Origin of the sequence: Actinomyces minihominis, assembly GCF_900187855.1 — a bacterium.
GTDB lineage: Bacteria > Actinomycetota > Actinomycetes > Actinomycetales > Actinomycetaceae > Scrofimicrobium > Scrofimicrobium minihominis.
The window spans coordinates 253,007-267,554 of the sequence record NZ_FYEG01000003.1; the positions used below are offsets into that span (position 1 = coordinate 253,007).

13 protein-coding genes, 1 tRNA gene and 1 other RNA gene are annotated in these 14,548 nt (G+C 60.2%); 6 read left to right on the plus strand and 9 right to left on the minus strand.

All coding sequences use genetic code 11. The features are described from left to right. Positions 1-34: 34 nt before the first annotated feature. The 3 genes from ffs to CS903_RS05115 form a co-directional block, all read right to left on the minus strand. Positions 35-130: signal recognition particle sRNA small type (gene ffs, locus CS903_RS05105), an RNA gene on the minus strand. Positions 131-245: 115 nt separating this feature from the next. Continuing rightward, positions 246-1,034: a DUF1275 family protein gene (locus CS903_RS05110; RefSeq protein ID WP_099332469.1), complete on the minus strand. Its 789-nt coding sequence runs from the start codon at positions 1,032-1,034 to the stop codon at positions 246-248. A gap of 492 nt (positions 1,035-1,526) precedes the next feature. Next, positions 1,527-1,611, minus strand: a tRNA-Ser gene (locus CS903_RS05115). Positions 1,612-1,884: 273 nt separating this feature from the next. Between CS903_RS05115 and nhaA the strand changes: the two genes are divergently transcribed. The 3 genes from nhaA to CS903_RS05130 are packed head-to-tail and all read left to right on the plus strand — an operon-like array spanning position 1,885 to position 4,957. Next, on the plus strand, positions 1,885-3,132 hold the full coding sequence (gene nhaA / locus CS903_RS05120; RefSeq protein ID WP_099332470.1) for a Na+/H+ antiporter NhaA: 1,248 nt from the start codon (positions 1,885-1,887) through the stop codon (positions 3,130-3,132). Positions 3,133-3,140: 8 nt separating this feature from the next. Beyond that, positions 3,141-4,232 carry a DNA adenine methylase gene (locus CS903_RS05125; RefSeq protein WP_099332471.1) on the plus strand — a complete coding sequence of 364 codons (1,092 nt, stop codon included), beginning with the start codon at positions 3,141-3,143 and terminating at the stop codon, positions 4,230-4,232. Positions 4,233-4,279: 47 nt separating this feature from the next. After that, positions 4,280-4,957 (plus strand): LytR C-terminal domain-containing protein, encoded by a 678-nt coding sequence (locus CS903_RS05130; RefSeq protein WP_164996681.1) that lies wholly within the window; start codon positions 4,280-4,282, stop codon positions 4,955-4,957. Here the strand turns inward: CS903_RS05130 and CS903_RS05135 are convergent. Further along, a complete protein-coding gene (locus tag CS903_RS05135) occupies positions 4,954-5,556 on the minus strand; it encodes a CDP-alcohol phosphatidyltransferase family protein (RefSeq protein ID WP_099332473.1) in 603 nt (200 codons plus the stop codon). The genes CS903_RS05130 and CS903_RS05135 overlap by 4 nt on opposite strands. Before the next feature lie 112 nt (positions 5,557-5,668). Between CS903_RS05135 and CS903_RS05140 the strand changes: the two genes are divergently transcribed. Both CS903_RS05140 and CS903_RS05145 read left to right on the plus strand, forming a co-directional pair. Next, complete coding sequence (locus tag CS903_RS05140) at positions 5,669-6,565, plus strand: ATP-binding cassette domain-containing protein (protein WP_099332474.1); 897 nt, start codon at positions 5,669-5,671, stop codon at positions 6,563-6,565. Continuing rightward, positions 6,562-7,374 (plus strand): ABC transporter permease, encoded by an 813-nt coding sequence (locus CS903_RS05145; RefSeq protein WP_099332475.1) that lies wholly within the window; start codon positions 6,562-6,564, stop codon positions 7,372-7,374. Before CS903_RS05140 ends, CS903_RS05145 begins: the two co-directional genes overlap by 4 nt. A gap of 34 nt (positions 7,375-7,408) precedes the next feature. On the opposite strand, the gene CS903_RS05150 is transcribed toward CS903_RS05145, so the two are convergent. Beyond that, on the minus strand, positions 7,409-8,854 hold the full coding sequence (locus CS903_RS05150; RefSeq protein ID WP_099332476.1) for a uracil-xanthine permease family protein: 1,446 nt from the start codon (positions 8,852-8,854) through the stop codon (positions 7,409-7,411). Positions 8,855-9,035: 181 nt separating this feature from the next. On the opposite strand from CS903_RS05150, the gene CS903_RS05155 reads away from it, so the two are divergent. Continuing rightward, positions 9,036-10,031 carry a variant leucine-rich repeat-containing protein gene (locus tag CS903_RS05155; RefSeq protein ID WP_129587601.1) on the plus strand — a complete coding sequence of 332 codons (996 nt, stop codon included), beginning with the start codon at positions 9,036-9,038 and terminating at the stop codon, positions 10,029-10,031. A 4-nt stretch (positions 10,032-10,035) separates the two neighbouring features. On the opposite strand, the gene CS903_RS05160 is transcribed toward CS903_RS05155, so the two are convergent. The 4 genes from CS903_RS05160 to CS903_RS09360 form a co-directional block, all read right to left on the minus strand. Next, the gene (locus CS903_RS05160; RefSeq protein ID WP_129587602.1) at positions 10,036-10,773 is read right to left on the minus strand and encodes a glutamine amidotransferase-related protein; all 738 of its coding nucleotides are present in this window, start codon (positions 10,771-10,773) and stop codon (positions 10,036-10,038) included. A gap of 68 nt (positions 10,774-10,841) precedes the next feature. Further along, on the minus strand, positions 10,842-11,555 hold the full coding sequence (locus CS903_RS05165; RefSeq protein ID WP_099332479.1) for an anaerobic ribonucleoside-triphosphate reductase activating protein: 714 nt from the start codon (positions 11,553-11,555) through the stop codon (positions 10,842-10,844). Then, positions 11,552-13,456 carry a ribonucleoside triphosphate reductase gene (locus CS903_RS05170; protein ID WP_099332480.1) on the minus strand — a complete coding sequence of 635 codons (1,905 nt, stop codon included), beginning with the start codon at positions 13,454-13,456 and terminating at the stop codon, positions 11,552-11,554. The genes CS903_RS05165 and CS903_RS05170 overlap by 4 nt, the downstream gene beginning before the upstream one ends. Before the next feature lie 116 nt (positions 13,457-13,572). Beyond that, complete coding sequence (locus CS903_RS09360; protein WP_164996682.1) at positions 13,573-14,538, minus strand: phosphatase PAP2 family protein; 966 nt, start codon at positions 14,536-14,538, stop codon at positions 13,573-13,575. Positions 14,539-14,548: the final 10 nt, after the last annotated feature.

Genomic DNA, 14,548 nt, shown 5'->3' on the forward strand with positions numbered 1-14,548 from the left:
GCCCACATCCAGTTGGGGATAACTGCGCCTAGATATAAATGATCCCCCGCGCACCCGACAGAGCGACCGTATCCTTGCTGCCTTCCGGCCCTGGGGAGGTTCGGGTGATGCCGTCGCACGGGGGATCGTCCTCATCTTACACAGAGTCGACTCCCTTCCAGCAAACTCACGCTGCGGGAGGAATCAATGGACTGCAACGATTCCGGACCACTCCGTCAAACCTCACAGTGCCCGGATTAACGCAGCTAGACCTTCGGGTCTGGATCGGTTGGATCCTCTCGCGCCAGGAAGATTAGTAGGGCACTCACAAGCAAGACAAGGACGACTGAGAGCCCATTCCAAAGGTGATCTGCGAGGAAGCCAATCCCTCCCCCCGCTCCGAATCCAACTAGAACCATGAAGTAGAGGCCCGAGGTGTAGAGGTTCGACATTCCGTTCGGCGCCTTCTTACTGAAGAAGGACTGCATCAGGTAGTTGAAGGCCAACTGCAACACGACGTTCACCGCCACGTTTCCGTAGACCATGCCCTTAATCTTGTGGAATCCGTTTCCCTGGACTCCGGCTGCAAAGGAGATGATCCAGGTGATGTACTCGGGCCGCAAGGCCTTTGTGACGATGAGGACGAGGGCGATACCGATGGCAAACATCAGCAAACCCTGCAGTGCAGGGGTGTAGCGCTTTCCGCTGCGCAGGCAAACGGCAATGATGCCTCCGGCGACAAACGCACCGACGCCGAAAGCAAGCACTGCTCCGGAGACGAAGAAGAACTTTGGCCAGTTCCCCGCCATGGCCTGGTAGCCCATCTGAATTACGTTGCCTGACTGCGCGGTACCGAATGTTCCTGCGTTACTGAAAGCCCAAGAGTTCAGCAGCCCGGAAGAGATGGCAAGGATCAGAGCGATGTGGGGCAGCTCCATGAGGGGAAATGAGGACGGATGCATCGACTTTGCCATCACCTTGACCAGTGATGTTCCCTGTGGGAGCACAGCCTTCACTCGATGAGTGGCTTCGGATCCGGCATCTGCCTTTGTCATTTACACTCCCTGCTCACATACACGGTGACAACTGGCCGACATTATTCCACTCGCCTTACGCGAGGGCCCTAGCAGCAAGACATCTGAAGGTCACCAATTTCCAGTTCCCTCACAGATCCCTATTACAGCCCCCCGTTAGGTTCCTTTCGGGTCACCGGGGTCCTCCGCAGGTGTGACGGTCCTCCGCAGGGTGGTTTCTGGGTGCAAAACACACCAAAACAACCCCTGCGTGGGTCCAAGACACTTCCAGAGGACCAAGGCGGGACCAGACCTTCCGGTAGCGATACCGTGCAGTCGCAGTATCTACCCGGACTTCCTCATTGACTCGTGTGGGGAGCAGATCCGGATCGTGGAACAAATGTGGAACAGCTACGGCAAGGGATCTGTTAGGGATGATCAACAGGGCCGGAACGCCCCGGGCTTTCTGGAGGGACTTTGCCCCGTGTTTTCAACGAAAAACCCCGGAATCTCAACAGATTCCGGGGCTGCTAGCGGAGGATGGGGGATTCGAACCCCCGAGGGCTTGCACCCAACACGCTTTCCAAGCGTGCGCCATAGGCCACTAGGCGAATCCTCCGGTGTCGGATCGGCTTGTGGCCTCTCCAACGTCCACACTCTAGCGAAATACTGGCGCTGATGAAAACTCGGGCGACTGTGGGGTTGGACCCAAAGCAGGCGGATGCTCGACCTGCGCCACGCCGGGTCCGTCTCTGCGTTGAACCTCACTTGGGACCGGCGACCTAAGAAGAGGCACCCAGGGTGTGCTCTGTTCAAGCATTCTTCGAGGCGGCCCCGGTTTTCAGAGCTACCGGTCCCGAAACGATGGGCGCATGTGGGACAATTGGGCGCGATGTCTACCAAAACAGCAACCACTTCGCCTCTCTCCCGAATCGACGGATGGATTCGTAAAGAGACCTCGGGTGGAATTCTCCTCATCATTGCCGCCGTGTTTGCCCTGGCCTGGTCAAACTCGCCTTGGCGTGAGGCTTACAATTCACTGTCCCAGTTCGTAATCGGACCGGAAGCGCTCGGACTGAACCTAACGCTAGGCACATGGGCGGCCGACGGCGTCCTCGCCATCTTCTTCTTCGTGGTTGGCGTGGAACTGAAACGCGAGCTGGTGGTTGGTAGCCTCTCCTCTCCGCGGGAAGCGGCCGTCCCGATGATTGCTGCTGTTGGCGGCATGATCGCCCCGGCACTGATCTTCGTAACAATCGTCCTGGCCACCGGAGACACGGAAGCCCTGACCGGCTGGGCCATTCCCACAGCAACAGATATTGCCTTCGCCGTTGGAGTCCTCGCCGTCTTCGGCAAGGGCCTGCCTCGCGCTCTACGCACCTTCCTTCTCACCCTGGCAGTCGTCGATGACCTTCTGGCGATCGTTATCATCGCGGCCGTCTACACCGACCACCTCAACTTCATTGCCCTCGGTATCTCCATCGTGCTCATTGCAGCATTCGCATGGTTGGTGCGAGCCAAGAAGGTGCTTGTGTTGCCGCTGGTAATCATTGCGATTCTGGCCTGGTACTTCATGCATGAGTCCGGTGTTCACGCCACGGTCGCGGGTGTCGCCATGGGCCTGTCCGTGACGGCACGCCCCATTCACGGAGAGAAGGACGACCGTACCGAGCGCTTTGCACACGTCCTCGATCCCCTGTCCTCAGGCATTGTTCTGCCGATCTTCGCCTTCTTCGCGGCAGGTGTCACCATCGTTGGATCGGGTGGTGAGATCTTCACCCAGCCGGTCTTCTTCGCTGCTGCAACCGCCCTCGTCGTCGGAAAATTCATCGGCGTTCTTGGTACCACCACCCTCGCGGTGAAGCTGACCCCCCTGCACCTTCCCGACGCCATCGGTTTGCGAGACCTGATCCCAGTCGGCTTCCTGACGGGCATGGGCTTCACCGTCTCGCTGCTAATTACTGACCTGTCTTTCCACGCCAACGGTCACCTTGCCCCCGCCAAGATTGGCGTCCTCGTCGGTACCCTGATTGCCGCCATTCTCGGGGCCACCGCACTGCGCCACGACGCAAAGAAGGCGCGTACCTCCGACATGAACCTGGACGGAATCCCCGACTCCGACACCTCCCCCATCGACTAGCTGCATCATTGATCAAGTACCTCGGTTCCAAGCGGCGCTTCGTTACCACCATCGGTGACCTCTATGAGGCCAGTGGCGCCGAAACCGCCCTCGACCTGTTCACAGGAACCACCCGGGTAGCGCAGGAACTGTGTCAGCGCGGGGCTTTTACGACGGCAGTGGATACCGCGACCTACTCCGAGGTGCTCGCGCAGTGCTTCGTGGAAACCGACGTCGCCGAGGTGGATATCGAAGAGGTCGAAGCCGTCCTCGCGCGCCTGGACGCCCTCCCCGGTGTTCGCGGCTACTTCACCCAGACCTTCTGCGAAGAGAGCCGTTACCTCCATCCCGACAACGGCATGCGGGTTGACGCCATTCGTCAGGCGATCGAGGACGACTATGCGGACGACCTGCTGAAGCCGATCTACCTCACCTCACTGCTGCTGGCGGCAGACGCTGTCGACTCTACCGTCGGCCTGCAGATGGCCTATTTGAAGCAGTGGGCTCCCCGGGCTCTGAACCGGATGACCCTCAAGGTTCCGAAATTGATCCCCGGTACGGGTCGCGCCATCCGGGGGGATGCCCTAACTCTGGCCCCTAATCTCCCTCACGTCGGCTTTGCCTACCTTGATCCGCCCTACAACCAGCACCGCTACTTCACGAACTACCACGTCTGGGAGACCTTGATTCGCTGGGACAAGCCCGACCACTACGGCACGGCCTGCAAGCGGATCGATGCGCGTGACAATGAAACCAAGAGTCCCTTCAACAGCAAACGAACCATGCCTGCCGCCCTCGCTGAGACGGTGGCGGCCGTGAACGCAGACGTCCTCGTCCTCAGCTTTTCCAATGAGGGGTTCGTCCCCCTGCCCGACCTGGTAGAGATGTGCGGGGCGCGTGGTGACTATGTCGCTGTCCTCGGGTTTCCTCACCACCGCTACGTCGGCGCCAAGATCGGCATCCATGATCTCAAGGGCAAGAAGGTTGGCAAGGTTTCTCACCTCACCAACACCGAGTACATGGTGGTGTCCGGAGAGCGCGAGAAGGTGACGGACATGATCCATTCGTCAGGCCTGAGCGATACGTTGGTGCAGGCGGATTCGGGTAGGTTATTAGCGTGACTTCCGCGCCACCACCAGACGGTAACCAGAGAGAAGTCCGGACCCACGTGAGTCCGGACCACTACCGGAGCCCTCGACAGGAGTTCCGGAGCGCCCGTGTTCGCAGTCAGACGGTCATTTTTGGCTCGGCAATTATCGGCCTCGCTGTGCTGTTCCTACTGGGTTTTCTTGGTATTACCGGGGCCCTCCCGGTTCCCTTTGGCGGGGAGTTTTCGAAGAAAGAGATCTTCGCTGAAGTCGGTGATACCCCGTGTCCGACCCCGGGGGCGCGCGCCGCCTCACCTGAGGGGGTCTCCCTTCGGGTCCTCAACACCACCTCCACGCCGGGACTGGCGGGCCAGGTGGCGAACGCCTTCGAGGTGCTCGGCTACACCATTGCCGCCACCGATAATGCCCCGCAGTACCACGGGGTAGCCCGGATTGAAGCTGGTCCGCGAGCCGTTGATGCCGCTTACGCCATTGCCCGCTACTTCCCGGGAGAGGTTCGAATCGTCCTCAGCTCGGCCGAAGACATGACGCTGACGATTCTTCTTGGCAACAAGTACGACGGACTTGTTCCGCAGGATGAACGTCCGGCTATTCGTGACTCCAACTCCGCCCTCGTGCCCCGTTCGGGGTGCCTGCCCGTTGCAGAACCAGCCGATGGTTGGGAACTACCGCAGTCGGCCCAGTCCGGCGCTCAATCGGACGCTCAGTCCGGTGAAGAAACCTCGGAAGAGGACTAGGAACCGATTCCAACGGCTGTGCGTTGCGCCCGCCAGGCCTGCACCATCTGCCAGGCGTAGGTTGCCCCTGCGATCACGTTGAGGACCACACCGATGCTGACGACGACGAGGGCGGCTGTCCGCCAACCTGGGCTGTGAGCCGCCTCTCCGAGGAGCAGCATGGGCAGACCAAGAAGAAGGACTGCTGTGCGGGCCTTACCGATCAGGTTGACCTGGGTGGTCGGGTATCCCTTGAAGAGAACGATCGCCAGACCCGCCATGATCACATCCACGACCATGATGACCGCCATAAACTCCCAGGGCATGATTCCGGTGAAAACCAACGTCAGGGAGATCAGCAGGATTGAGGCGCGGTCTGAAATGGGGTCCAGCTCCCTCCCCAGGTCGCTGAGTTGGTTGAGACGCCGGGCCAGGTAGCCGTCCAGCCAGTCGGTGCTGCCCAGGATGAAAAGGGCGATAAGCGACCAGACATACTGCTCAGAAATGATCAGTCCCAGGGACAGCGGAAGGAAAACAACTACCCTCAAATAGGAGAGGATGTTCGGGATAGTCCAGATCTTCCCTGCCGAATCCTTTGAAGGATCAGTACCGTCCGCCATTGTCCCCTCTGTAAACTGGTCCCTAGAACCCGTGAGCACAGCTCAAAATCAGGCCTCGTTGCCGAGGTCGTGCCTATGTAAACTCGTCGTCCATTATCACCCGGGAAGGCCCATGCACGGACCAACTATTGACTTCCAACACCTCTCAAAGAATTTTGGGAAGGTAGAGGCCGTATCCGACCTATCTTTCACAGTGAAACCAGGACGCGTGACGGGGTTCCTCGGCCCAAATGGGGCTGGGAAGACCACCACTCTTCGCATGTTGCTGAATCTGGTTCGTCCCACTTCGGGAACCGCAACCTTCGATGGGCGCGACTACTACGAGATTGAGCAGCCCATGCTCGAGGTCGGAGCCCATCTTTCCGCCGATGACTTCACCCCGGGTCGAAGCGGACGGGATCACCTCCGCGTCATGGCCGCCGGAAGCGGAGTCGGTGAGGGCAGGATCGATGAGCTCCTCGCCCTCGTCGGCCTCACCAGGGATGCAGGTCGTCGTGTCGGAGGCTACTCGCTGGGTATGCGTCAGCGTCTCGGCCTGGCCACCGCGCTTCTGGGTGACCCAAACGTCCTCATCCTGGATGAGCCCGCTAACGGCCTCGACCCCGAGGGGATTTCGTGGTTGCGCAAGTTCCTGCGGACTCTGGCTGAAGAGGGGAGGACGGTTTTCCTCTCCTCCCACCTGCTCAACGAGATTCAGTTGATGGCCCACGACATCGTCATCATTGACGGGGGTCGTCTGGTTGCGAGCGGACAGATAGATGAGCTCGAGAACATGCACGGCAGCGTGGTTCTGGCAGACTCGACCAGGCGCGATGCCCTGCGCGATGCCCTTACGGTCGCGGGCTTCAGCGTGATCGAGGAACCGGGCGCACCCCTGCGGGTTTCAGGGGCCACCATCGAGGACGTAGGAAACCTCGCCGTGATCAGCGGGATTCCTCTGACGCACCTCAGCGAAGAAAACACGGGTCTGGAAGATCTGTTCCTCTCGATGGTCGGAGGGGACCGATGAGCCGTTTCAAGCACGCAGTTCGAGCCGAATGGCTCAAGGTCTTCACAACCAGGGCCTGGTGGATCCTCGGTCTGGTCATGGTGGTCTACATTGCGTTCACCGCAGCCCTGATCGGCCTGATGTCCAGTGAGTTACTGGGTCCGGATACCGCCGGGGAACTGGCGGGGATCAGCGTTTCGGGCACCGTCTACTCCCTTGGTTCCGCAATGGGTTACCTGTTCCCGGTTTTGCTCGGCGCGCTGTCAGTCACGGGCGAGTACCGTCACCACACCCTGACACCGACCTTCATTTCCGTGGGGCAGCGAGGCCCGGTCCTCGCTGCAAAAGCCCTGGTCCAAGCAGGTATAGGCGCTATTTACGGCGTGGCTGCTCTCATCAGTGCCGTCCTCGCCAGCGTCTTCTTCTTCATGGCGGCAGGCATCCCGACGGGACTCAATGAGGCAGAGATCTGGGCCATGTTTGCCCGTTCGGTCGTCGTGATGGCGCTGTGGGCGGTCATCGGTGTGGGTCTCGGCGCGCTGATTCGGTCCCAGGCGGGTGCGATCGTGGTCGTCCTCGTCTTCACCCAGTTCATTGAGCCGATTGCCCGCCTCGGGGGCGCCTTCAACCAGGTGGTTTCGAACATCACCCAGTTCCTTCCGGGTGCGGCTTCAGACGCGTTTGTTGGGCAGAGCATCTACTCGGTCATGACGGTTGAGGGGGCCGGTTCCGTACTCAGCTGGTGGCAGGGCGGCCTCGTCCTCGCTGGTTACGGGGCTATCATCCTGGTCCTGGCGTGGGCGACGCGGTGGAAGGCAGACGTCTCCTAGATCCGCCCCCACCGCGCCAACTCAGCAAAGCTCCTTAGCCGACGCGCGGCGTGGTCGGGTCCCCGTCCCACATGTGTGAGATGTCCTCCTCGGGCAAAACCCCATCGAGGCCATCCTCCCCGGTTGCGGGAACCTGCCTGCGCCTCTGCGAGTAGGCCTCAGAGTCCAGTTCCGTTCCCGAAGGTGCGGAGGCCGGACTGGCTGCTTCAAGGTTCGTCCCGCGAGCCTTCGAGATCCAGCGCATGACATGGTAGACGACGATGGCGGAGATCGAACCGAGTGCGATCCCTTCGAACACCATTCCACCGGGAGCCCAGGTGAAGTTGGCGATGCCGACGATGAGGGCGACCGCGGCGGTGTTGAGGTTGACCGGGTTCGAGAAGTCGACCTGGTTCTGCACCCAGATCCGCACGCCCAGCAGACCGATCATCCCGTAGAGAACCGTGGCCGCCCCACCGAGGACACCCGGGGGAATCGTGGCAATAATGGCTCCGAACTTAGGCATCATCGAAAGGACGAGGGCGGTTCCAGCTGCGATGAGGTAGGCGGCTGAGGAGTAGACGCGGGTGGCCGCCATGACCCCGATGTTCTCGGCGTAGGTGGTGGTTCCCGAACCGCCACCGGTGCCGGCCAGCATGGTTGAGAGGCCATCGGCGAACAACGCTCGACCCGTGAGCCCATCAAGATTCTCTTCCGTCATGGCTGCCACCGACTTCACGTGACCCACATTCTCGGCAACCAGGACGAAAACCACCGGCACAAACAGGCCCAGGGTTGAGACGTCGAAGGACGGTGCTGTGAAGGTAGGCAGGCCGATCCACGCGGCCTCACCGATAGCAGAGAAATCGACTTCGCCCTGAATCAGGGCCACAACGTATCCAATCAGCACGCCGAAGAGAATCGAGAGGCGCCCGAGGATGCCCTTGAAGAGAACGGTAATCAGGATGATGGACGCGATGGTGACGACCGCTGTCACAGCGCCTTCCTTGACCCAGTTCCACGCGGCCGGGGCCAGGTTGAAACCAATCAGAGCCACAATCGCACCCGTGACAATCGGGGGCATGACCACGTCGATCCAACGCGCTCCAACAAAGTGAACGATGATCCCGACAAGGGCGAGGGTAGCGCCGGTGGCAATGATTCCACCCTGTGCGTAGCTGGCTCCCAGCGTCCCACTCACCGCCATGATTGGGGCGATCAGGGCGAAGGAGGAACCGAGGTAGGAGGGGATGCGGCCCGAGGTGATCAGGAAGAAGATCACCGTCCCGATGGCGGTGAAGAAGAGCGTTGTGTTAGGGGGGAAGCCGGTGAGAAGTGGTACAAGAAAGGTGGCCCCAAACATGGCCACCACGTGCTGCATTCCAATTCCGGTTGTGCGCCCCCATGAGAGGCGTTCATTGGGAAGGACGACCTCACCCGGGTCTACTTTTACCCCATCACCGTGAATCTGCCATTTGAAGAGTCCATGACGTGCGCCCATTGGTGCTCCGATCAGTTGCTTTTGCGAACCATTTCGCTGCCATACCGGTCGGGATCCCAGCGTAAGACAGTTGGAATGTCACCCCATCGCCGCGCTTCACATGGTGGGTAAGATTGCGATGAGCAGTCAAAATGGGCAAGGATTAGGTCTGGCTGTTTCACTTTTTCGAAGGATGTCTAAGTTGGAGAACCTAGAAGCAGAGGCCTCAAACCCCCGGACCGCGCCGGTTCGCCTTCAGGAACTAGCCAATAACTACCCCCGCCTGCGTCCCCTAATCGCCATGAACCCCACGGCTTACCCGGGCCTGGTGCAGTGGCTGGCTGACCTTAATGACCCCGCAATTAATGTCGCTTTGGCGCAGCGTGGGGCAGCTAACAATGCCTCGGCTTCAGGGCCCCGACGGGTTTCAGTGATGGGACGGGAGGATACGGACCCCACCCCGCTTCCTGTTCCGGCCGTTACTCAACAGGTGCGTTTTGAACCAGTTGGCACCCAGACTGGTCAGCTCCAGCAGGTCAGTGGACCTTCGACCTCAAACCGCAAACCCCTCATGGTGGGTCTAGCCCTGACCTTCGTCGCCCTGCTGTTCGTGGGGTTTGCCCTTCTGTTCGGAGGTCGTGGAACCGAGACCGGTGACAATCTGGTCGCCGAATCGGGCCCGCAGTCTTCAGTTTCCTCCGTTGGTGAAGACGCATCCGGTGAAGACTCTGCCCCGGACGAGGACGGGACCGCTGCCCCTGCAGATGAGGGTGCAGAGACGGAAGCAGAGAAAGTCGTCCGCTTCCCGGCCGCAAGCGATGCGCTCAACGTCAGCCACTTTGTCTCTCCCAGTGGCAACATTGCCTGTCGGATTGCTCCGGAGGCCGCTGAGTGCACCCTGAATGCATTTGCCTTCGCGGATGCGAACCTGGCGAACTGCGGGGCCGGACCACTGACCATCCGGGCCACTGAGTTCTCCTCCGAACTGGACTGCAGCGCGCCGCAGATCTCAGCTTCGGGAGCCACGACGCTGGCCTATGGCGACTCTGCAGCCTCAGATGACTATGCCTGCACCTCGTCTGAGTTCGGGGTTGCCTGCTGGAACACCATTTCCGGAGCCGGGTTCGGTATCTCTCGAGGCGGTTACCAAAACAGTCTGACCGGACCGGTTGATCCGGCTCAGTTCCCTTGGAACTAGCGGGCTATTTCCCGCCGAAGTGCTTGACGAATCCGCGAATCACGGCGGCGGCATCATGCTGGCCGGAGGTGAATCGACCCGCTGACACCAGGGCTTCGACGTCCCCGAAGCCCGTATCCCCAGCATCCTCGAATGCCCTGGTCTTTGATGCAATTACATCCGCGTCCAGTTCGGGGTTGAACTGCGTGGCATAGACCGAGTCTCCGTAGCGAATGATCTGGAACGGGGCGTAGAGCGACCTCGCTAGGCGTACCGAACCCTCGGGGATCTCATCAATCGCCTCATCATGGTTGACGTAGGCGTTGAAGACTGCGGGGGCAGCCGCTAAAACCGGGTCTTCCTGGCCCTCACTGGTCAGCTCAATGCTGACCAGTTCAGCCAACTCAGCATTCTCACCTGAGACCTTGGCGCCCAGCATGTCGCCGAGGATGTTCATGGCACTGCCCGTGGCAAGAATGGGGGTACCTGTTTCAAGGAGCTGCTTGAAAAGCACCTCTAGCTCAGCGCGAACCGTCCTCTGTGTCTGCGGAACATAGCTGTCATCGCTGACAGCACCGTAGGGGGATCCGGCAACGAACACCCCGGCATAGTTCTCTGGGTCCACCGGGGGCAAACCTAACAGGTCGAACTCAGCCAGCTGCAGTTCCCCTGCTTCCAGGCCGCTGGCACGCAGGTACGCCTGGTACTCACTGTCGAGGGCTTCTTCTTCACCGCGGGTGGAAACTAAGAGAAAGGGCTTCATGGGTGCCATGCTACCCGTGATCGGCGCCTCACTCCCGCTCTGATCAAGTCAATGGTCGCCGGTGGGGTTCAACGAATGATCAGAGACTCAAAGCCCAGTGGGCCCAGTTGCGCACTGGCCTCTGATTCCAGCCACCCCACCTCGGGAAGAGCATCCGGTACCCCCTGCGGCGTTCGATAGCGTTGGAGGGCGAAGTTCCGAGCTCCGCGCCTTCGTGCCCAACCTGCCACCCGAGCCGCATACTCCACCAGGTCACCTCCCGGGGCCAGTCCTGGCCACAGGGTCAGACGAACCTCGTGATCAACCTCCGGGTGGGCGGCAAGATGCTCCAGGGACTGTTCGGCCCGGTGTCCGCCGGCCCGACCCGTGGCGACCTCATAGTCCTCTGGTAGCGCCTTGATGTCGAGGCCGACCCAGTCCACCAGTCCCTCGTTGAGCAGCCGGTTGAGAGCCTTGGGATAGGCGCCGCCGGCGTGGAGTCCGGTGAGGAAACCCCTCGACCGAACCTCACGCAGGGCTGATTCAAGGGCTCCAGACCGCTCTTGCATCAGCGCCTCACCCCCGGAAAACACGACAGCGTCCAGGAGTCCACGGCGCTGATCAAGCAGTTCCAGCACCTGGGACCACTGAACCGAGCCCCTTACCTGGGGATCAAGGATCCCCGAGTTGTGACAGTAGGGACACCTCCATGGGCAACCCTGCAGGAAGACAACGGCTGCTAACTTTCCCGGCCAGTCCACGGTTGAAAACGGAACCAAACCAGCAATGTTTAGTTCGCTCAAGCGAACGCAACCTCCTTGAAGGGAAGGCGTTCAGCGTGTTCCCCCTTCTTGCCGATATTGAACGAAGTTACCGGTCGGAAGTAGCCCATGACCCGCGTCCACACCTCACACTCCTGCGGCTCCCGATCGGGGAACTGAGCGGCACAGCGGGGACAGGTGGGCTGTTCGCCCTCGAGATACCCGTGACGGGGGCAGATAGAGAACGTCGGAGTGATCGTGATGTAGGGCAGACGGAACGCGGTCAGCGATCTGCGAACCATCTCCTTGCAGGCTTCAGCACTGCTCATTCGCTCACCCATGTAAAGGTGAAGGACGGTGCCACCGGTGTACTTACCCTGCAGCTCTTCCTGTTCCGCCAGTGCCTGGAATGGGTCGTCCGTGTAGCCGACTGGCAGCTGAGAGGAGTTGGTGTAATAGGGCTGGTCGGGGGTGCCGGCCTGAAGGATATCCGGGTAGCGCTTGATATCTTCTTTCGCGAAGCGGTAGGTGGTGCCTTCCGCCGGGGTGGCCTCAAGGTTGTACATGTGGCCCGTCGACTCTTGAAGTTCGACCATGCGGTCACGGACATGGTCGAGGACGAACACCGCGAACTCATGACCGGCCGGCGTGGTGATGTCTTCGGTGTCGCCGGTGAAGTTACGAATCGCCTCATTCATGCCGTTGACACCCAGTGTCGAGAAGTGGTTGTCTAAAGTGCCCAGGTAGTGCCTGGTGAAGGGGAAGAGTCCGCCGTCGATGTGCTCCTGGATGATGGTGCGCTTGACCTCGAGGGTGCCGGCACCGATGTCGATCAGCCGGTCCAACTCCGTGATCAGTCCGTCACGGTCCCCCCGGTACTCATAGCCCAGCCGCGCCAGGTTGATGGTCACAACCCCGATTGAACCTGTTAGCTCCGCTGACCCGAAAAGACCGTTGCCACGCTTTAGCAGTTCGCGCAGGTCAAGCTGCAGGCGGCAGCACATTGAGCGAATCATTCCGGGGTCGAGGTCGGAGTTGATGAAGTTCTGGAAGTAGGGCAGACCGTACTTGGCGGTCATGCGGAACAGGCGCTCAGAGTTGGGGCTGTCCCAGTCAAAGTCCCTGGTGATGTTGTAGGTCGGAATGGGGAAGGTGAAAACCCGCCCCTCACTGTCGCCCTCTTCCATCACCTCCATGAAAGCGCGGTTGATCAGGTCCATCTCTTCCTGAAGGTCACCGTAGGTGAAGTCGCAGACCTCGCCGCCGATCATCGGGTGTTCTTCCTTCAAATCTTCAGGGCAGGTCCAGTCAAAAGTCAGGTTGGTGAACGGGCACTGGCTCCCCCAGCGGCTGGGAACGTTGAGGTTGAAGATCAGTTCCTGCATGTTCTGACGAATCTGCTCAAGAGACATGCTGTCCAGACGCACGAAGGGAGCCATGTAGGTATCAAATGAAGAGAACGCCTGGGCCCCAGCCCACTCATTCTGCAGGGTGCCCAGGAAGTTGACGATCTGGCCTGCCGCGGAGGAGAAGTGCTTCGGAGGAGCGGAGGCTATGGCTCCCGGAACCCCGTTAAAACCCTCTTCAAGCAGGCGACGCAACGACCAGCCCGCGCAGTAACCCGAGAACATGTCTAGGTCGTGAATATGGAGGGCGCCACTTCGGTGCGCCACCGAGGCCTCCGGTGAGTAGCACTTTTCTAGCCAGTAGTTGGCAACCAACTTTCCAGCGACGTTGAGGATCATTCCACCCAGCGAGTAACCCTGGTTGGCGTTGGCGTTGACACGCCAGTCAGATCGGCCAAGGTACTCGTCAATAGTTGCAAGCGCGTCGACGTTGGTGGGCGTCATCGTCCTACCCCCTCTTTTAGTGGTTGCAACCCAGACCTTCTCTACGTCGGATCGCCGGAATGATTTGAGAAGAGAAACGGGAAGATTAGCCATCCCGTAACCAAACCTCAAGATAGTCCCCCACCACTACATGCGGTAGTTCAACGCGCCGAAGAGCACTAGATGTTGTGGGTGTTGGCGAAATAGCTACACCAGAAATCCAGACTGATCTAGGACTTTGGTCCAGCGGGCCTGGGGGAAGAAATCAACGGTTCGGCAGAGGAAAGATGACCCACCCCCAGCACGCTGAGAGCCGCGGTCGCGAAGATCAGAGCGGCTCCAAAAAGCATCAGGATCAAACCCGGTTGCGTTCCGGCAGCAAGGGCGAAGAGCCCCTCGGCACTGATGGGGTTCGACAGGGTGCGCCACTGCGCCAGACCCACCACAGCGATTCCACCTACCGATATGAGGAGGAGGAGCCAGGCTCCCAGCGTTGGGCTCAGATCCCGTCTCGGGCGTCCCCGACCTGACCATTCCGACGGGAGTGCCACCAGCGCGACCGCCGTCGCCAAAAGGATTGCGCCCAGAACATCGCTGGGCCGGTGCCAACCCAGTGAGAGAACGGTGCCTCCGACAAAGCTGATCCCAACCCATGACAGCACACTCACTGCCGTCTTGTAGCTGTGAGGCACCGCAGCAATCAAGCCCAAACCAACAGAGGTGGCAAGGGTGACATGCCCGGATGGGAAAGAGTTGGCAAGGATGTGCCCCACACCGAGATTCGGCCTCGAAATCCACATCTTCAGCAACTGTGAAGCACCGTTCGCGACCACCAGAAGACCAACCAGGCGAAGCAGTAGCGCAAAGCGCTTGCGGGCGAGGACCGTGAGCCCGATAAGAAGCCCGATGACGAGCAGCGCGGGAACTGAAACCAGGGAATGCAGCAGGGTCTCCTGCACCCCCTGCAGGGGCATGTGGACCTCGAAGGAGTACATGATCAAGGTGTCCAACCCCTGACCAAAATGGCTCAGCAGGGCCAGTGCCCCAACCACCGCAACTGCAACGACGCAGCTCAGCGCTGACACCGCGCGAAACCTCATCGAACGCATCGCGAAGGATGCTCTCTGTTGCGAAGGAGCACGCTGAGGGGCACGATGGGAATGCCAGTTGGGTCCGCCGGAAGTCTCTGACACCACCTCAACCTCC

Bases quoted from the DNA above. Each gene is read 5' to 3' on its own strand.
- CS903_RS05110 (WP_099332469.1), bottom strand. From the start codon at position 1,034: ATGACAAAGGCAGATGCCGGATCCGAAGCCACTCATCGAGTGAAGGCT.
- nhaA (WP_099332470.1), top strand. From the start codon at position 1,885: ATGTCTACCAAAACAGCAACCACTTCGCCTCTCTCCCGAATCGACGGA.
- CS903_RS05135 (WP_099332473.1), bottom strand. From the start codon at position 5,556: ATGGCGGACGGTACTGATCCTTCAAAGGATTCGGCAGGGAAGATCTGG.
- CS903_RS05140 (WP_099332474.1), top strand. From the start codon at position 5,669: ATGCACGGACCAACTATTGACTTCCAACACCTCTCAAAGAATTTTGGG.
- CS903_RS05145 (WP_099332475.1), top strand. From the start codon at position 6,562: ATGAGCCGTTTCAAGCACGCAGTTCGAGCCGAATGGCTCAAGGTCTTC.
- CS903_RS05150 (WP_099332476.1), bottom strand. From the start codon at position 8,854: ATGGGCGCACGTCATGGACTCTTCAAATGGCAGATTCACGGTGATGGG.
- CS903_RS05160 (WP_129587602.1), bottom strand. From the start codon at position 10,773: ATGAAGCCCTTTCTCTTAGTTTCCACCCGCGGTGAAGAAGAAGCCCTC.
- CS903_RS05170 (WP_099332480.1), bottom strand. From the start codon at position 13,456: ATGGCTAATCTTCCCGTTTCTCTTCTCAAATCATTCCGGCGATCCGAC.